18 protein-coding genes are annotated in these 16,397 nt (G+C 71.5%); 9 read left to right on the top strand and 9 right to left on the bottom strand.

Annotation, left to right across the window (positions count from 1 at the left end; translation table 11 throughout):
- Positions 1-12: 12 nt before the first annotated feature.
- Positions 13-1,236 (bottom strand): D-alanyl-D-alanine carboxypeptidase family protein, encoded by a 1,224-nt coding sequence (locus tag ACFE7H_RS06430; RefSeq protein WP_375400398.1) that lies wholly within the window; start codon positions 1,234-1,236, stop codon positions 13-15.
- A 63-nt stretch (positions 1,237-1,299) separates the two neighbouring features.
- Positions 1,300-2,103 (bottom strand): TrmH family RNA methyltransferase, encoded by an 804-nt coding sequence (locus ACFE7H_RS06425; protein ID WP_375400397.1) that lies wholly within the window; start codon positions 2,101-2,103, stop codon positions 1,300-1,302.
- 56 nt (positions 2,104-2,159) lie between these two features.
- Between ACFE7H_RS06425 and ACFE7H_RS06420 the strand changes: the two genes are divergently transcribed.
- Both ACFE7H_RS06420 and ACFE7H_RS06415 read left to right on the top strand, forming a co-directional pair.
- On the top strand, positions 2,160-3,017 hold the full coding sequence (locus ACFE7H_RS06420; RefSeq protein ID WP_375400396.1) for a Sir2 family NAD-dependent protein deacetylase: 858 nt from the start codon (positions 2,160-2,162) through the stop codon (positions 3,015-3,017).
- A complete protein-coding gene (locus ACFE7H_RS06415) occupies positions 3,014-3,652 on the top strand; it encodes a histidine phosphatase family protein (RefSeq protein WP_375400395.1) in 639 nt (212 codons plus the stop codon). The genes ACFE7H_RS06420 and ACFE7H_RS06415 overlap by 4 nt, the downstream gene beginning before the upstream one ends.
- A gap of 30 nt (positions 3,653-3,682) precedes the next feature.
- Here the strand turns inward: ACFE7H_RS06415 and ACFE7H_RS06410 are convergent, their stop codons facing one another.
- Positions 3,683-4,768, bottom strand: a complete 1,086-nt coding sequence (locus ACFE7H_RS06410) for a glycosyltransferase family 4 protein (RefSeq protein WP_375400394.1) — start codon at positions 4,766-4,768, stop codon at positions 3,683-3,685.
- A gap of 6 nt (positions 4,769-4,774) precedes the next feature.
- Complete coding sequence (locus ACFE7H_RS06405; RefSeq protein ID WP_375400393.1) at positions 4,775-5,674, bottom strand: alpha/beta fold hydrolase; 900 nt, start codon at positions 5,672-5,674, stop codon at positions 4,775-4,777.
- Positions 5,675-5,794: 120 nt separating this feature from the next.
- Here ACFE7H_RS06405 and treS point away from each other — a divergent pair, with 120 nt between their 5' ends.
- Entirely contained in the window at positions 5,795-7,558 is a 1,764-nt protein-coding gene (gene treS / locus ACFE7H_RS06400) for a maltose alpha-D-glucosyltransferase (protein WP_375400392.1), read from the top strand.
- A gap of 51 nt (positions 7,559-7,609) precedes the next feature.
- On the top strand, positions 7,610-8,515 hold the full coding sequence (locus tag ACFE7H_RS06395) for a 3'-5' exonuclease (protein ID WP_375400391.1): 906 nt from the start codon (positions 7,610-7,612) through the stop codon (positions 8,513-8,515).
- 26 nt (positions 8,516-8,541) lie between these two features.
- On the opposite strand, the gene ACFE7H_RS06390 is transcribed toward ACFE7H_RS06395, so the two are convergent.
- The 3 genes from ACFE7H_RS06390 to glgA form a co-directional block, all read right to left on the bottom strand.
- On the bottom strand, positions 8,542-8,793 hold the full coding sequence (locus ACFE7H_RS06390) for a type B 50S ribosomal protein L31 (protein ID WP_375400390.1): 252 nt from the start codon (positions 8,791-8,793) through the stop codon (positions 8,542-8,544).
- A gap of 49 nt (positions 8,794-8,842) precedes the next feature.
- Positions 8,843-9,634, bottom strand: coding sequence for an ABC transporter ATP-binding protein (locus tag ACFE7H_RS06385; protein ID WP_375400389.1), 792 nt, complete (start codon positions 9,632-9,634; stop codon positions 8,843-8,845).
- A gap of 78 nt (positions 9,635-9,712) precedes the next feature.
- Positions 9,713-10,897, bottom strand: a complete 1,185-nt coding sequence (gene glgA, locus ACFE7H_RS06380; protein ID WP_375400388.1) for a glycogen synthase — start codon at positions 10,895-10,897, stop codon at positions 9,713-9,715.
- Between the two features lie 60 nt (positions 10,898-10,957).
- Between glgA and glgC the strand changes: the two genes are divergently transcribed.
- Complete coding sequence (gene glgC, locus ACFE7H_RS06375; protein WP_375400387.1) at positions 10,958-12,199, top strand: glucose-1-phosphate adenylyltransferase; 1,242 nt, start codon at positions 10,958-10,960, stop codon at positions 12,197-12,199.
- A gap of 26 nt (positions 12,200-12,225) precedes the next feature.
- Complete coding sequence (serB, locus tag ACFE7H_RS06370; protein WP_375400386.1) at positions 12,226-12,849, top strand: phosphoserine phosphatase SerB; 624 nt, start codon at positions 12,226-12,228, stop codon at positions 12,847-12,849.
- 51 nt (positions 12,850-12,900) lie between these two features.
- On the opposite strand, the gene fabG is transcribed toward serB, so the two are convergent.
- On the bottom strand, positions 12,901-13,608 hold the full coding sequence (gene fabG / locus ACFE7H_RS06365; RefSeq protein WP_375400385.1) for a 3-oxoacyl-ACP reductase FabG: 708 nt from the start codon (positions 13,606-13,608) through the stop codon (positions 12,901-12,903).
- Positions 13,609-13,735: 127 nt separating this feature from the next.
- Between fabG and ACFE7H_RS06360 the strand changes: the two genes are divergently transcribed.
- Genes ACFE7H_RS06360 through ACFE7H_RS06350 form a run of 3 tightly spaced genes read left to right on the top strand, consistent with a single transcriptional unit; the run spans position 13,736 to position 15,169 of the window.
- Positions 13,736-14,017, top strand: a complete 282-nt coding sequence (locus tag ACFE7H_RS06360) for a DUF3099 domain-containing protein (protein ID WP_375400384.1) — start codon at positions 13,736-13,738, stop codon at positions 14,015-14,017.
- Positions 14,018-14,034: 17 nt separating this feature from the next.
- A complete protein-coding gene (locus ACFE7H_RS06355; protein WP_375400383.1) occupies positions 14,035-14,304 on the top strand; it encodes a hypothetical protein in 270 nt (89 codons plus the stop codon).
- 4 nt (positions 14,305-14,308) lie between these two features.
- Entirely contained in the window at positions 14,309-15,169 is an 861-nt protein-coding gene (locus ACFE7H_RS06350) for an SURF1 family protein (RefSeq protein WP_375400382.1), read from the top strand.
- Between the two features lie 10 nt (positions 15,170-15,179).
- Here the strand turns inward: ACFE7H_RS06350 and ACFE7H_RS06345 are convergent.
- Positions 15,180-16,397 (bottom strand): DUF222 domain-containing protein (locus ACFE7H_RS06345; protein ID WP_375400381.1); only part of this gene is annotated, 1,218 nt, incomplete at its 5' end.

Genomic DNA, 16,397 nt, shown 5'->3' with positions numbered 1-16,397 from the left:
CCCGCGCGCCGGTCAGCGCAGGGGGTGCATCAGCCGCCACCAGACGGGGGCGACGAGCAGCGACCGGTCCAGTTCCAGCGGCACCTCGACCCTCCGACCGTCGAGCGTGTACGAGACGGTGCCCACGCGGTCGCCCTGCAGCCCGCCGCTGATCGCCTGCAGGTGCGCCGTCCCGTGCACGTCCTGCTTCGACCAGACCAGGCGCGTCACGTCCTTGCTCGCCACCGCGGCGGCGCTACCGCCCCACGCCGTGCGGTAGTGCGCGAACACCTGATGCTGCCGCGCCAGGGTGATCGTGTGCAGCCCGGCGCGCACGCTCGTCAGCAGCGGGCCGACCGCTGCGTCCAGCTGGTCGTGCGAGTTCGCGTCCAGGATCACTCCGATCACCTGCAGCCGCTGCGAGTGCACGGTCAGCGGCGCCGAGAACAGCAGGTTCGCGTGGCCGGCGTCGGTGGTTCCGGTCTTGATGCCGTTCAGGGCGCTGTGCCCGATCAGAGCGTTCGTGTTCTCGATCGTGCCGATGTGCGGCTCGGTCACTCTTGCCTTGCCGACGATGCTCGTGATCACCGACGACCGCAGCGCGAGGCGGCCGAGAGCGATCAGGTCGCCGGGGGTGCTGCGGTTGCGGGGGTCCAGACCGTCGGGGCTGACGACCGTCGTGTGGGTCAGGTGATGCGCCGCCAGGTACGACCGGGCGGCTGTCAGGTACTGCTGCTCGGAGCCGAACGCCCAGTTGGCCAGCGACCGGGCGTAGTTGTTCGCGGAGGGGATCAGCATGGCCTGCAGGGTCTGCCGCTCGGTCAGGGTCCAGCCGGCCTGCACGGCCTCCCACGACCCGTCGTGGGCGAGCACGTCCTGCAGGATCGCCTCGTCCGCGGCCGTGAAGCGGATCGTCGGCCCGGCGGCGCTGCCCTTCAGGGGATGCCGGTCCAGCACCGTCAGGGCGGTGACCAGCTTGGTGATGCTCGCCATCTGCTTCGGGGCCTGCGACCCGGCGGTCCCCAGCAGTCCGTTGCGCCCGACCAGGGCGACTGCGGAGGAGCCGAAGGCGGGGAAGTCCAGTTCGGCTCGTTTGGTCGCGGCGTGGGCGGCGCCGGTGACGTCGACCGCGGCGCGCGCCCCGGGTACCGGGCCGAGCACGGCCACGGGCACCCCGATCCCGACGACCAGGATGAACAGGGCGAGGAACAGCACGAGGAGCCGGCGCCGCAGGTAGTTCGGCGGATCGGACGGCACGAGAACATGAGTGTAATTACCCGCCGTCCACCCGCGATCGGCCGGCGCCTGCCTGCCCATCGATCAGCGCACGCGCAGCGCCCAGAGCGCGACGGCGGCGGCCGCCGCGACGTTCAGCGAATCGATGCCGTGGTGCATCGGGATGCGCACCACGGTGTCGGCGACCGCGATCGCAGCGCGGCTCAGGCCGTCGCCCTCCGTACCGAGCAGCAGGGCCAGGCGTTCGGGCGGGTCGGCCGCCAACTCGTCCAGCGACCGGGCGGAGTCGGTCAGCGCCAGTGCCGCGGTCACGAAGCCGGCCTCGCGCAGGGCCGGCGCCGCAGTCCGCCAGCCGGGCAGCCGCGTCCAGGGCACCTGCAGCACCGCCCCCATGCTCACCCGCACGCTGCGGCGGTAGAGCGGATCGGCGCACCGCTCGGTCACCAGCACCGCATCGGCGCCCAGAGCGGCCACGCTGCGGAACACCGCGCCCACATTCGTGTGATCGACCAGGTCCTCCAGCACGACGACCCGCCGTGCGCCCGCCAGCACGTCGGCAAGCGTCGGCAGCGGCGGCCGGTGCATGGCCGCGATCGCGCCCCGATGCAGGTGGAAGCCCGTCACCGCCTGCAGCGACTCGTCCGACCCGACGACCACCGGCACATCCGGATGCGGTGCGAGAATCCGTTCCAGATCCGGCAGCCAGGCCGCACGGGTCAGCACGGAGCGCGGCACGTGGCCCGCGGCGATCGCGCGCTCGATCACGGTCGTCGATTCCGCCAGATACAGCCCGCCCGCCGGCTCCAGGCGGCGCCGCAATGCGACGTCCGTCAGGTGGAAATAGTCGGTCAGCAGCGGATCGTCGGAGGCGGGCTCGAGGATCCGCATCACTCCCGCCTCCCGGCCGCGCCCGGCTGCGGACGACCCGCAATTATGCTCGACCCATGACGCTCGCCACTCGCCGGGCGCCCTCGGCCGTCGATCCGGCGGCGCTCGACCGTGCGATCGCCGCGCTCGGCGGCCGCTTCGCGGTGCTGACCGGCGCGGGAATCAGCACCGACTCCGGCATCCCCGACTACCGCGGCGACGGCGCGCCGGAACGCCGACCGATGACGATCCAGCAGTTCACGAGCGCCCCCGCCTTCCAGAAGCGGTACTGGGCGGGCAGCTACCTCGGGTGGGGCCGGTTCGCCGCCGCGGTGCCCAACGCCGGACATCGCGCCCTCGCCCAGCTGGAGCGCGACGGACGGGTCACCGGCGTCGTCACCCAGAACGTCGACGGCCTGCACGGCAAGGCCGGATCGCTGCGCGTCGTCGAGGTGCACGGATCGGGCGACCGCGTGCTCTGCCTGGACTGCGGTCAGGTGCTGGCCCGCGACGACGTCACTCGGCGGATCGAGGCAGCGAACCCGTGGATCATCCCCGACCCGGCCGCACCGCTGAACCCGGACGGCGACGCCGCGGTCGGTGACACCTCCGGCTTCGTGCTGCCGACCTGCACGGTCTGCGGCGGGGTGCTGAAGCCGGATGTGGTCTTCTTCGGCGAGTTCGTGCCGCCCGACCGCTTCCAGCGCGCGGCGGTCCTCGTGCGCGCCGCCGACGCGCTGCTGGTCGCCGGCTCCTCGCTCGCGGTGAACAGCGGTATCCGGCTGCTGGAGCAGGCCAGGCGTCAGCGCATTCCGATCGTCATCGTCAACCGCGGCGCCACGAAGGGCGATCGCATCGCGGACGTCAAGGTGGATGCGGGCACCTCCGAGACGCTGCAGGCGATCAGCGACGCGCTGGCGCAGGAGGCAGCATGACCGGGGCGATTCCCGGGCGGGTTCCGCCGACCGAGCTCGTGCTCGTGCGACACGGCGAGACCGACTGGAACCGCGACGGCCGCATCCAAGGCCTGTCCGACATCCCCCTGAACGACACCGGCCGGCAGCAGGCGCAGCAGGCGGGCGAACGCCTGGCCGCCGAACACTGGGACGCCATCGCCGCAAGCCCCCTGGCCCGCGCCGCCGAGACGGCCCGCATCATCGCCGGCAGCATCGGCCTGGCCCAGGTCGAACTGGTGGACGCGCTGGTCGAGCGCAACTACGGCGAGGCGGAGGGGCTGACCGGCCCGGAGATCGACGCCCTCTCCGGCGGCGTCGTGCGCGCCCGGGAGACCCGCGAAGAGGTGGTGGATCGCGCCCTGCCCGCCCTGCTGGCACTCGCCGAGCGCCACCCCGGCCAGTCGGTGCTGGTGGTCAGCCACGGCGGCGTCATCGGATCGCTGGTGCGCTCCGTCACCCGGTATGTCTGGCCCGAGCGCGGCATCCCGATCGTCAACGGCTCCGAGCACCGCTTCCGCGTCACGGCCGGCCTGCTCGAACTGGTCGAATTCGCGGGCCGTCCCTGGTCCGCCGACCTGCTGCCGGTCGACGAACCGCTCGATACGGTCAACTGACTCGGCGATCCTCCGGCTCCCACGCGCCGACTACCCGCTTCGACGGCGGGCAGCGGCGACGCGCTGCAGCACGGGCAGCAGGCGGGCGGCGGATGCGTCCCAGGTGAACGTCGCGGCCTGAGCGAGGGCGGCCTTCGAGCGGGCGTTCCACTCCCCCGGCCGCTCCAGGGCGTGCACGGCGGTGGCGAACGAGGCCGGATCGTCCGGATCGGCGTACAGGGCCGCGTCGCCCCCCACCTCGCGGAAGATCGGGATGTCGCTCAGCACCACGGGTACTCCCCGGGTCATGGCCTCCACGACGGGAATGCCGAAGCCCTCGTCGCGGGAGGCACTGACCAGGGCGACGGCGTCGTCCAGCAGCGCGACGTACTCGGCATCGGTCACCCCGTCGTGAAAGTGCAGCCGGGCGGCCGGTGCGACCACCTGCAGCCCGCGACGCACGGGAGCGTCGATGGGACTGAGCAGGTGCAGTTCGTACTCGGGCAGCAGCGCGACGGCCCGCACCAGGGTCTCGACGTTCTTGTAGCCGATGAAGGCGCCCATGTAAATCAGCGACCGGCTGCGCGGCCCCGGCGCGACGGCGTCCAGGGGCGCGACGTCCGCTGCGTTCGGGACGACCGTCACCCGGCGCGCCGTCAGCCGGTGCTCGGCGATCTGCGCCGCGGTCGTCGCGGAGACCGTGACCACCTCGTCGCCCCGGTCCAGCAGCACCCGCTGCGGCAGGGTGCTGAGGTACGCGAGCCGCCACAGCAGCCGAACCCACCACGCGAACTCCGCAGGCGGCGTGCGGTGCCGGTAATAGATCAGGTCGTGCAGGGTGGGCACGTAGCCGTAGCGCCGGCCGATCGAGCCGGTTGTCTGCATGGGGCTGTAGAGCACGTCCGGCCGGGCGCGCCGCCGAATCACCCCGGAGATCAGCGGTTCCAGCGGATGGGCCGGCGGTCGGATCACCAGGTACGGCAGCGCCGGCAGCAGCGCCAGCTGGCGCGGGTCGTCGATCAGCATCGTCAGCGGATGCAGCCGGCCGAGCGCCGCGGTGATCCCTGCGCTGAAGCGGCTGATGCCATCGTGGCGGCCGTCGCGGCGCACGTACCGGCAGTCGACGACCAGGCGCATGACCGCTCAGCCGACCGGAGCGACGCCGGCGACCTCGGCGATCCGCTCCGCCGCCGGCCGCGGGGTCTCGTAATGGATCAGGTGCCCGACCTTCGGGATCACCGTCAGCGTCGCACCCGGGATGCGGTCGGCCAGGGCCTGCACGTCGGACAGCGCCGTGATGTCGTCGTGCTCGGCGGCCACCAGGTGCACCGGGACCCGCAAGGCCCCGACGTACTCCGTCAGGTCGTGCTCGACCGACGCGCGGAACGACTCCAGCACCACTCGCCGGCTGGCGTACGCGGAGAAATAGCGGGCGTGCTGATTGTGGATCCAGGCCCGCAGCGGCTTCTCGCGGGTCTTCGCGAGGAACATCGACGAGCCGCGCACGACCAGCGGGCTCTTCAAGAGCGCCCCGCCCGCCCGCTCCGGCAGCGCCTCCCCCACCCGGTAGTAGAGCGAGGCCAGCCGCGTGCCGACGGCATTGGGACCGGCGAGCGCGGGAGCGGCGATCGGGTTGACGAAGATCGCCGCAGCGGCCGGCATGCCGCCGGCGAGCGCCGCGCCCACCACGATGCTGCCGAAGGAGTGGCCGAGCAGGATCGCGTGCTCGTCCAGCCCCACCGCGACGCCGAATGCCCGCACCCAGGCCGCGTAGGCGTCGATGGAGTGCTCGCCCGGCAGGGCCGCCGACAGCCCGAAGCCGGGCAGGTCGGGCGCCAGGATGTGCACCCCGGGCAGGTAGGCGATCACCGGCTCCAGCCCGTGGTGGTCGCCGCGGAACCCGTGCACGAACAGCAGCGTCGGCCCGTCGCCGGCCCGCCCGTACTCCCAGTACGCGGCCGGAGTGCCCTCCACCTGCGCGGTGCGCGCCACCATCGGCGTGCGATCCAGCAGCGCGGCATACGGGGAGGCGACGACCTTCATCGCGGGCAAGCGTACGGCTCCGCCTCCGACACCCGGCCCGACACGCACCCCTCGGGAACCCCCTTCGGGACCGCCCTAGGATTGGCCCGCCCGATCCGCACCGAAGGGAATCCCTCCGCCGTGAGCTTCACCGCGCCGATCCAGCTTCCGGGCTTGGCACTCGATCCCACCTGGTACCGGCGAGCGGTGTTCTACGAGGTGATGGTCCGCTCGTTCGTCGACTCGAACGGCGACGGTACCGGCGACCTGGCCGGCCTCACCTCGCGGCTGGACTACCTGCAGTGGCTCGGCATCGACGCGCTGTGGCTGCCGCCGTTCTACATGAGCCCGCTGCGCGACGGCGGCTACGACATCGGCGACTTCAAGCGGGTGCTGCCCGAGTTCGGCACCATCGACGAGTTCCGCGACCTGGTGCGGCGCGCGCACGAGCGCAACATGCGCCTGATCATCGACTTCCCGCTGAACCACACCTCCGACGCCCACGAATGGTTCCAGGCCAGCCGGAGCGACCCCGACGGTCCGTACGGCGACTTCTACGTGTGGAGCGACACCGACACGAAGTACCCGAACGTGCGCATCATCTTCGTGGACACCGAGGAATCCAACTGGACCTTCGACCCCATCCGCCGCCAGTTCTTCTTCCATCGCTTCTTCTCCCACCAGCCCGACCTGAACTTCGAGAATCCGGCGGTGCAGGAGGCGATCGTCGACATCGTGCGCTTCTGGCTCGACCTCGGCGTCGACGGCATCCGGCTGGACGCGATCCCGTATCTGTTCGAGAGCGAGGAGGGCAACGGCGAGGGCGAGCCCGAGACCCACGCCTTCATCCGGCGGCTGCGCGAGACCATGGACCGCGAATACCCGGGGCGCATCCTGGTCGCCGAGGCGAACCAGTGGCCGCGCGAGGTGGCCGCGTTCTACGGCACCGAAGAAGAGCCGGAGTGCCACATGGCCTTCGACTTCCCCGTGATGCCGCGCATCTTCTACTCCCTGCGCTCGCAGACCTCCACCGAGCTCGTGCGCATCCTGTCCGAGACCACCGACATCCCGAGCACCGCCGGCTGGGGCGTCTTCCTGCGCAACCACGACGAGCTGACGCTCGAGATGGTCAGCGAGGAGTACCGCCAGGCCATGTACGGCTGGTACGCCTACGACCCGCGGATGCGCTCCAACATCGGCATCCGCCGCCGCTTGGCTCCGCTGCTCGACAACTCCCGCGCCGAGCTGGAACTGGCGCACGCCCTGCTGTTCTCGCTGCCCGGCAGCCCGTTCCTCTATTACGGGGACGAGATCGGCATGGGCGACAACATCTGGCTGAACGACCGCGACGCCTCGCGCACGCCGATGCAGTGGACGCCCGACCGCAACGCGGGGTTCTCCACCGCGGACCCCGGCAAGCTCTTCCTGCCGGTCGTGCAGTCGCTCGTCTACCACTACTCCCTCGTCAATGTGGAGTCGCAGCTCGCGCAATCCCGATCCCTGCTGCATTGGGTGCGCAACGTCATCCACACCCGCAAGGCGCACCCGGTGTTCGGGCTCGGCAGCCTGCGGGTGCTCGAGACCGACCACGACTCGGCCCTCGCCTTCGTGCGGGAGTACGAGGGCAGTGCCCGGTCACTCGGCGACCAGCCCGAGCGGGTGCTGTGCCTGTTCAGCTTCTCCCACAACCCCGTCTCGTTCACCGTGACGGCGCCGGAGTTGGCGGAGCACACCCTGGTCGACCTGTTCGGCGGCGCTCGCTTCCCCGACTTCGACGAGCAGGGCCGACTCACGATCACCCTCGGCACGCAGAGCTTCTTCTGGCTGCGCATCGGCGACCCGGCGGTCTCCACCGCCACCGCCGCCATTCCGATCCAGGCGCAGCGGACGCCGCCGCCGGCCTGATCACAACCCGGCCCCGCCGGTGATGTCGGTGCCGCACCCTACGGTCGCGGCATGACTGATGTGGGAGTGCGGCGCGGGCGTCACCGGGGGCGGTCGCAGAACCAGCTGCCGCTCGACCTGTTCGAGTTCGAGCAGTCCGAGTTCGAGCAGTCCGATTTCGACGCCGCGGTCCAGTCCCTCGGCAGCGCGCCGCAGCCGACACCCGAGCAGGTGGTCGCCTCGGTCGCCGCGACCGGCGGTCCGGCGGCGCCACCGCCGGACGGGCACTGGTCCGACGCCCTCGGGGTGTTCGACCTCGAGACCACCGGAGTCGACACCGCCACGGCCCGCATCGTCACCGCCCATGTCGGCCTGATCGACGAGACCGGCGCGATCGTGGAGCGCAAGGAGTGGCTGGTCGACCCGGGCGTTCCGATCCCCGAGGGCGCCACCGCGATCCACGGCATCAGCACGGCGCGGGCGCAGCGGTTCGGCCGATCGCCGGCGGCCGTGATCCCCGAGATCGTCGCCGCGATCGCCGCGGTCTTCGAGCGCGGCTTCCCGCTCGTCATCTACAACGCGCCCTACGACCTCACCCTGCTCGCTGCCGAGACACGACGCTGCGGTGTCGCCGGTATCGACCTACCGGCGCCGGTTGTCGATCCACTGGTGCTCGACCGCGCGGTGGACCGCTACCGCAAGGGCAAGCGCACCCTGACGGCTTCAGCCGCGGAATACGGCGTACCGCTGCTCGACGCCCACGAGGCGGGCGCCGACGCGGTGGCGGCGGGCCGACTGGCGCAGGCCATCGCCCGGCGACACGCGGAGCGACTGCGCCACTCGGCGGTCGACCTGCACGACCTGCAGGTGGCGTGGAGCCGCGAGCAGACCGCCCGCTTCACCGACTACATGCGACGCGCGCGCGACCCGCTGTTCAGCACCTCCGACGCATGGCCGGTCCGCGCGCTGAAGCTATGAGCGTGCTGAAACTCTGAGCAGAGCGCTCAGCGACCGAAGTTCTTGAACCGCTGGTTGAACTTCTCCACGCGGCCGGCGGAGTCCAGGATGCGCTGCTTGCCCGTGTAGAACGGGTGCGAGGCGGAGCTGATCTCCACATCGATGACGGGATAGGTGTTCCCGTCCTCCCACTCGACGGTCTTGCCACTGCCGACGGTGGAGCGCGTCAGGAACATCTCGCCGGAGGCGAGGTCGCGGAACACGACGGGCTTGTACTCGGGGTGGATGCCTGCTCGCATGCCTTGTCCAATCTCGTTGCCGCGGTTCGATGCGCGACCGACCACGATATCAGCCGGGGGCGGTGGCGCGGGCGGCGTAGCGGTCGCCTGCGCGGGTGATCTCGACCGGCAGGCCGAAGGTCTCGGTGATTTGCTCGCTCGTGATGGTCTCCGGGATCGGGCCGGCTGCCACGACGGCACCGCCGCGGATCAGCAGGGCGTGTGTGAAGCCGACCGGGATCTCCTCGACGTGGTGCGTCACCATCACCATGCCCGGGGCGCCCGCCATGCTCGCGTAGCCGCCGAGCAGCTGCAGCAGCTCCTCTCGCGAACCCAGGTCCAGGCTCGCGGCCGGCTCGTCCAGCAGCAGCAGCTCCGGGTCCGTCATCACGGCCCGCGCGATCTGCACCCGCTTCTGCTCGCCGTCGGACAGGTCGCCGAACCGGCGGTTGCCGAGCGCATCCAGCCGCCACTCCGCCAGCACCCGCTGCGCGCGGCGCACGTCGATCTCCTCGTACTGCTCGCTCCACCGCCCGGTGACGGAGTAGGCGGCCGTCAGTACGACGTCGAGCACGCTCTCCTCCTTCGGGATGCGGCGCGCCATCGCAGTGGAGGCGAATCCGATGCGGGGACGCAGCTCGAACAGGTCGACGCCGCCGATGCGCTGGTCGAGCACCGTGACCGTGCCGCGGGTCGGGTGCAGCTGCGCTGCGGCCAGTTGCAGCAGGGTGGTCTTGCCGGCGCCGTTCGGCCCCAGCACCACCCAGCGCTCCGCGCTGTCGACCGTCCAGTCCAGCCGGTTGAGGATGGTGGTGCCGCTGCGGGTCAGGGACACCTCGGACAGCTGCAGCACCGTGGCCATGCCCTCAACCCTAGGTCGCGGCGGCAACCGCACGGACGACCGGCTCCGGCGCCGCCGCCGGTCCGCTGAGCCTGGGTATCAGCCGAGCAGGGAGCGGTAGACGCCGGCGGTCTGCTCGCCGATCGCGTCCCAGTCGAACACGCGCTCCGCCCGCTGCCGCCCGGCGGCCCCCAGCCGGGTCGCGGCGGCACGATCGGACACCGTCTCGGTCAGGGCGTCGGCCAGGTCGGCGACGAACCGCTCCGGATCGAGCGGCGTGCCGGTGCCGTCGGTCAACTGGTCGATGGGAACCAGCCGCCCGGTCTCGCCGTCCACGATCACCTCGGGGATGCCGCCCGTCGCGGTGCCGACGACCGCGGTACCGCAGGCCATCGCCTCCAGGTTCACGATTCCCAGGGGCTCGTAGACGGACGGGCAGACGAACACGTCGGCGGCGGTCAGCAGTGCCGTCAGCTCACGTCGGGGCAGGATGCGTTCGATCCACACCACGCCGCCGCGGGTGGCCTGCAGGTCCGCCACGAGGCCCGACACCTCGGCCATGATCTCGGGGGTGTCCGGGGCGCCGGCGCACAGCACCAGTTGCACGTCCGCCGGCAGCCGCTCCGCCGCGCGCAGCAGGTACGGCAGCCCCTTCTGCCGGGTGATGCGCCCGACGAAGATGATCGTGGGCCGATCGGGATCGACCCCCAGCGAGCGCACCAGGTCCGGGTCGACGTTCGGCCGCCACGCGGCCAGGTCGATGCCGTTGTAGACCACGTGCAGCCTCTCCGGGTCCACGCCCGGGTAGCTGCGCAGGATGTCGTCGCCCATCCCCCGGCTGACGGCGATCACCGCGTCGGCGTGCTCGAACGCTGTCCGCTCGATCGCGCTCGAGACGCGGTAGCCGCCGCCCAGCTGCTCCGCCTTCCAGGGCCGCAGCGGCTCCAGGCTGTGCGCGGTGACGACGTGCGGGACCCCGTGCAGCAGCTTGGCCAGGTGGCCGCCCGCATTCGCGTACCAGGTGTGTGAGTGCACCACGTCGGCTCCGGCGACCGCCTGCGCCATCTGCAGGTCGACCCCCAGCGTGGTCAGCGCGCCGTTCGCGCCGGCGAGTTCGGCGGGAATCGGATAGGCGACCACGCCCTGCTCGTCGCGGTCGGCGCCGAAGCAGCGCACGATCACCTCCATTCGGGAGCGGAGCGCTTTCACCAGCTCGGCCGCGTGCACACCGGCGCCGCCGTACACCTCCGGTGGGTACTCCCGGGTCAACAGATCCACTCGCACGCGCGGAGCCTACCTTCGGTCCGTTCCCAGGGGACAGGGAGCCCGTCTAAGGTGTGGCACATGCCTTCGAAGAAGATTTTCGGCATCGTCCTCGCCGGCGGCGAGGGCAAGCGGCTCATGCCGCTGACCGAGGACCGGGCCAAGCCCGCCGTCCCGTTCGGCGGCGTGTATCGCCTGATCGACTTCGCGCTGTCCAATCTGCTGAACAGCGGCATCACCCAGATCGTGGTGCTGACCCAGTACAAGTCGCACAGCCTCGACCGCCACGTCGCCGAGACCTGGCGGCTGTCCGGCCTGCTCAACTCCTACGTCGCGTCCGTTCCCGCGCAGCAGCGGCTCGGCAAGCGCTGGTTCGCCGGCAGCGCCGACGCGATCTATCAGAGCCTGAATCTGATCGGCGACGAGGAACCCGACATCGTCGTCGTGGTCGGCGCCGACCACGTGTACCGCATGGACTTCGAGCAGATGGTGCAGGCGCACATCGCGTCAGGCCGGCCAGCGACCGTCGCGGCGATCCGGCAGCCCATCGAGCTCGCCAGCTCGTTCGGGGTGATCGAGCTCGACAAGAGCGACCCCACCCTGATCGCCAAGTTCCTGGAGAAGCCGACCGACCCGGAGGGGCTGGCGGACTCGCCGAACGAGGTGCTGGCCTCCATGGGCAACTACGTCTTCGACAAGGACGCCCTCGTCGACGCGGTGCGCGCGGACGCGCAGCGGGAGGGCTCCAACCACGACATGGGCGGCGACATCGTGCCGGCCTTCGTCGATGCGGGTGATGCCAGCGTCTACGACCTGATCAACAACGAGATGCCGGGCGCCACCGACCGCGACCGCTACTACTGGCGCGACGTCGGGACCATCGAGTCGTTCTTCGACGCGCACATGGACCTGGTTTCAGCGCTGCCGGTCTTCAACCTCTACAACACCCGCTGGCCCATCTACACGCAGCAGTTGAACTCGCCGCCGGCCAAGTTCGTGCGCGACGGCTGGGGCAACAACACGATCGTGCACGACTCGATCGTCTCCCCCGGCTCCCTGTTCTCCGGCGCCCGCATCGTCAACAGCGTGCTCGGGCCGTGGGCGACCGTGGAGTCCGGCGGCGCGGTCACCGACTCGGTGCTCTTCGACCGGGTGCGCATCGGCCGCGGTGCCGTCGTGCACCGCTCGATCCTGGACAAGAACGCGGTCATCGAAGACGGCGCCCGCGTCGGCATCGAGCGCGAGCGGGATCTGGAACGCGGCCTGACCGTGACCGACAGCGGGATCACCGTCGTCGGCAAGGGCGTGCGGGTCAGCCCCTGAGCGCGCCCGCGGCGCGACTGCTGGTCGTGCTCGACGTCGACTCCACCCTGATCGAGCAGGAGGTCGTCGACCTGCTGGCCGAGGCCGCCGGCTGCGGACCCGAGGTCGCCGCGATCACCGAGGCCGCCATGCGGGGCGAGCTTGACTTCGCGACGAGCCTGCACCGGCGGGTCGCCCTGCTCGCCGGGCTCTCGGTCACGGCCGTGCACGCCGTCGCGGCCCGCGTCGAGGTGACGCGAGGTGTGTCGGATCTGATCGCGGGTGTGCACGCCGCCGACGGTCGCGTCGGGGCGGTGTCCGGCGGATTCGGCGACATCGTCGATCCGCTCGCATCCCGGCTCGGCCTCGACTTCTGGCGGGCGAATCGACTCGCGATCGAGGACGGCGTGCTCACGGGCGCCATCGACGGCCCGGTCGTCGATGCGCACGCCAAGCGCGCCGCCCTGCTGGTCTGGGCGGCGCAGGCGGGCGTACCAGCAGAGCGGACCGTCGCGATCGGCGACGGTGCCAACGACCTGCTCATGCTCGCCGCAGCGGGCTTGTCCATCGCGTTCGATGCGAAGCCCGCCGTCGCCGATGCCGCCCATGTGGTGCTGCCCGGCCGCGACCTGACCCCCGTGCTCTCGCTGCTGGGGCTGCCCCTGCCCTGACCTCGCCGACTGCTGCCGGCCCGCCGGCCCGCCGGCCCGCCGGAGCGTCTCCTAGTGGCCCATGCCGAGGCCGCCGTCGACGGGGATGACCGCGCCGGAGATGTAGCCGGCCTCGTCGCCGGCCAGCCACAGGACCGTCGCGGCCACGTCGTCCGCCGAGCCCAGCCGACCGACGGGGATGCGGCCGGTGTACTCGGCCCGGGTCTGCTCGGGCAGCGCGGCGGTCATGTCGGTCTCGATGAAGCCGGGGGCGACCACGTTCGCGGTGATCCCGCGGGCGCCCAGCTCGCGAGTGATCGAGCGGGCGAAGCCGATCAGCGCCGCCTTCGACGCTGCGTAGTTCACCTGGCCGGCCGACCCCAGCATCCCGACGACGCTCGAGATCAGGATGACCCGGCCGAACCGTGCGCGAAGCATGCCCCGGGAGGCACGTTTGACGACACGGAACGTCCCGCCCAGGTTGGTGTGCACGACCGAGTCGAAGTCGTCCTCGCTCATGCGCATCAGCAGCACGTCCCGGGTCACGCCCGCATTCGCGACGACGACCTCGACCGGCCCGAGCGCCGCCTCCACCTCGCTGAACGCGGCGTCCACGGCAGCCGCATCCGTCACGTCGGCTCGCACCGTCAGCGTGCCGGCCGGCCCCTCGCCGCTGCGGGCGGTGACGGCCACGCGGTGGCCCGCCCGCTGGAACGCGGCCGCGATGGAGTAGCCGATCCCGCGGTTACCGCCGGTCACGAGCACGGTACGTGGCGTCATGAGCCCTCCTGCCGATTCGCGCCGCACCCCGCGGCGGATGCCCCAGCAGGGCGCCGGCTGCGCAGCGCCCGAGAGCCTACTTCGCGGGGCGGGCGCCCGCGGAAAGGGGCGTAGCCTCGATCACATCGTGGCCCACAACGAAATCCAGACCGCCACCGCCCTGCCCCAGTCCCCCGAGGCGGATCGGCGCCGGCGGATGATCCGGTACACGATCGCCATGTCGATCCGAACCCTGTGCTTGATCGGGCTGGTCGTGGTGCCCAACTGGACGCGCTTCATCTTCGCGGCCGGAGCGGTGGTGCTGCCCTACATCGCGGTCGTACTGGCGAACGTCGGGTCGCGCGGCGCGTCAGACCCGGTCAGCCCGGGCGCGCCGGTGCAGCTGGCTCTGGAATCCCGCCAGCCGTAGCCGGCCTCGGCAGTCGGATGGAGCCGAGCACCCCGATGGAGCCGGGCGGCGCGGCGCCGGCGCGCAGCCTGTGCTCTCGCGCCGGTTGCCGGCGTCCGGCCGACTACCGCCTGGAGTGGCGCAACCCGCGGATCCACGGCGCCGATCGCACCAAGGTGTGGCTGGCGTGCGAGGAGCACCAAGACGAGCTCGCTGCGTTCCTGACCGCTCGCGCGTTCCCGCTCGTCGTCCGGCCGCTGGCCGGCGATTCGGGGAGCGACGCGGCGAGCCGCAGCGGAGGAGGATGAGCGGATGCGTCAGTTCGCCGCGATCGCCCGCGCGGTCCTGACCGAGGGGCGGTTCCGCCGCTCGCTCGCGCTCGCGCTGCTGTTCGCAGTGCTCTGCGGCGGGCTCTCGTGGTGGCAGTTCGCGCGCCGCAGCGACACCGCGGCTGAGAACCGCCAGATCACCGCGAACTGGCACGCGCAACCCGTCCCGGTCGCGCAACTGCTGCCGTCGAGGACGGCGTTCGATCCGGTGGTCCGGTGGCGTCCCGTCGAGCTGAGCGGTGTCTACCTGACGGACCGGCAGGTGCTCGCCCGCAACCGGCCGTTGAACGGTCGGCCGGGCTTCGAGGTGCTGACCCCGCTGAAACTGACCGATGGCACCGTGTTCGTGGTCGACCGCGGCTGGGTCTCGATCGGTGCCACGCACGACCGCCCCGATGTCGTGCCGGCGCCGCCCGCGGGCCGCGTGGTCGTCACGGCCCGGCTGCACGAATCGGAGCCGAACCTGGTGGGCCGCTCCGCGCCGGCCGGTGAGATCGCCGACGTCAATCTGCCGCTGCTCGCCCAGTCGCTGAAGGAGCCCACCTACACGGCGGCGTACGGCTTCGTCCGCTCCGAATCCCCCGCTCCTACGACCGCGCCGATTCCCGAGGCGCAGCCGAGCGCCGACCTGGGCACGGACGAGGGCACCCATCTGTCGTACGCCCTGCAATGGATCGTGTTCGCGCTCATCGGTTTCTTCGCCCTGGGCCTGACGGTCCGCCGCGACCTGCGAGACGCCGGCGACCCCGATGTGCTGGTCGCCGACGATCGCGCAGCGCTCCGCCGTCTGAAGCGCGGCCCGACCGACGACGAAGTGGAAGACGCGCTCCTCGAACGCCGCTGAGCTGCCGCGCTCAGAAGGGGCAGTCGTGGTCTGGCGGTTCGCTGTTCGGGGGCGGGGTGGTCGGTGGTGGTGCTGCTCGTCCGACGAGGACGTCGGGTCGGGTGAGCCGGGTGGTGGCCCAGATGGATCGCCATTCTTGGGTGCCGTCGGGGTGGAGGGTGAGGTCCCAGCAGCCGTCGTCCTTGATCTGGTGGTGGGTTCGGCAGAGGCAGGAGAGGTTGTCCAGCGCGGTCGCCCCGCCGTGCTCACGTCGGATGGTGTGGTCCACATCGCAAGTCCCGGCGGAGTGGCTGCAGCCGGGCGCCCGGCAGGTCCCGTCCCGCAGGGTCAACCAGCGCCGCCACGCGGTCGGGATCCGCTCCGCGTGCGCATCGAGACCGGTGAGCCCACCAGTGGTGGGATCGGTGAACACTCGTGTCCAGTACCCCGCGTCGCCTGCGTGCCGCATCGCGGTCTCGATGTCGATCGGCCCGTACCCGGCGACCTCCGCCGGCTCAGCCGACTTCCCGAGCACCGACAGGGCGGGGAGCACGATCAGACAGGTCGCCGTCACCGCCTTCCGTTGCGGAACCCGCAGGTCCTCACCCGGTCGCGGGTCGGTCTGCAAGCCACCCAGGAGCAGGTCCACGGCGACGTCATGACGCAGCGCCCCCAGGTGCCGGTCCTCGTCCGGGTCCCCGTGCGCGGCGACCGCGGTCTGGGTGAGGCCGTCGTAGATGGATGCGATCGCCGGGGAGGGTCCGACGATGGAGAGCATCGCCTGCCCATCCCGCAGTGGTGTCACCGCCACGTGCCGGGCCCGCGCCGAACAGCGCGCCCGCTCCACCGCAGTGTCGGCCTGCAGGCGCTCCCGCAACCGGGACAGTTCCCGGGCCAGGCGGCCCGTCGTCGACGACCCGACCAGTCCCGCGGCGTGCTGATCGAACTCGGCCACATGTTTCTGGTCGAGGCCGACCGACTCCCGGAACACGGTCTCCACCGACCGCCACCCGCAGTCCCCGGCACGGAACGCCGCCCACGTCAATGGCAGCGATCCTCGCGCCTGCCGTGCCCGGTCCAGGAGGGTCTCCACCGTCCTGGGATCCACCAGCAGACAGGCACCGGCCTCGACCGTGAACCCACGGGTGAGGACCGACGCGGTCAGGACGGGGTCACCGACCGCATCATGTTCCGCGTGGATGGCGTCCATCGACAGCAGCAGCGCCTCGAACCGGCGGGCCTCCGACAC

Source organism: uncultured Amnibacterium sp. (genome assembly GCF_964250715.1).
Lineage (GTDB): Bacteria > Actinomycetota > Actinomycetes > Actinomycetales > Microbacteriaceae > Amnibacterium.
The sequence above is the reverse complement of the archived record's forward strand: the minus strand, read 5'-3'. Positions and strand labels throughout refer to the sequence as shown.

What these genes read in the sequence shown, in the direction of transcription:
- ACFE7H_RS06425 (WP_375400397.1), bottom strand. Translation starts at nt 2,103, where the DNA reads ATGCGGATCCTCGAGCCCGCCTCCGACGATCCGCTGCTGACCGACTAT.
- ACFE7H_RS06420 (WP_375400396.1), top strand. Translation starts at nt 2,160, where the DNA reads ATGACGCTCGCCACTCGCCGGGCGCCCTCGGCCGTCGATCCGGCGGCG.
- ACFE7H_RS06415 (WP_375400395.1), top strand. Translation starts at nt 3,014, where the DNA reads ATGACCGGGGCGATTCCCGGGCGGGTTCCGCCGACCGAGCTCGTGCTC.
- ACFE7H_RS06410 (WP_375400394.1), bottom strand. Translation starts at nt 4,768, where the DNA reads ATGCGCCTGGTCGTCGACTGCCGGTACGTGCGCCGCGACGGCCGCCAC.
- ACFE7H_RS06405 (WP_375400393.1), bottom strand. Translation starts at nt 5,674, where the DNA reads ATGAAGGTCGTCGCCTCCCCGTATGCCGCGCTGCTGGATCGCACGCCG.
- ACFE7H_RS06395 (WP_375400391.1), top strand. Translation starts at nt 7,610, where the DNA reads ATGACTGATGTGGGAGTGCGGCGCGGGCGTCACCGGGGGCGGTCGCAG.
- ACFE7H_RS06390 (WP_375400390.1), bottom strand. Translation starts at nt 8,793, where the DNA reads ATGCGAGCAGGCATCCACCCCGAGTACAAGCCCGTCGTGTTCCGCGAC.
- ACFE7H_RS06385 (WP_375400389.1), bottom strand. Translation starts at nt 9,634, where the DNA reads ATGGCCACGGTGCTGCAGCTGTCCGAGGTGTCCCTGACCCGCAGCGGC.
- glgC (WP_375400387.1), top strand. Translation starts at nt 10,958, where the DNA reads ATGCCTTCGAAGAAGATTTTCGGCATCGTCCTCGCCGGCGGCGAGGGC.
- fabG (WP_375400385.1), bottom strand. Translation starts at nt 13,608, where the DNA reads ATGACGCCACGTACCGTGCTCGTGACCGGCGGTAACCGCGGGATCGGC.
- ACFE7H_RS06355 (WP_375400383.1), top strand. Translation starts at nt 14,035, where the DNA reads ATGGAGCCGAGCACCCCGATGGAGCCGGGCGGCGCGGCGCCGGCGCGC.
- ACFE7H_RS06350 (WP_375400382.1), top strand. Translation starts at nt 14,309, where the DNA reads ATGCGTCAGTTCGCCGCGATCGCCCGCGCGGTCCTGACCGAGGGGCGG.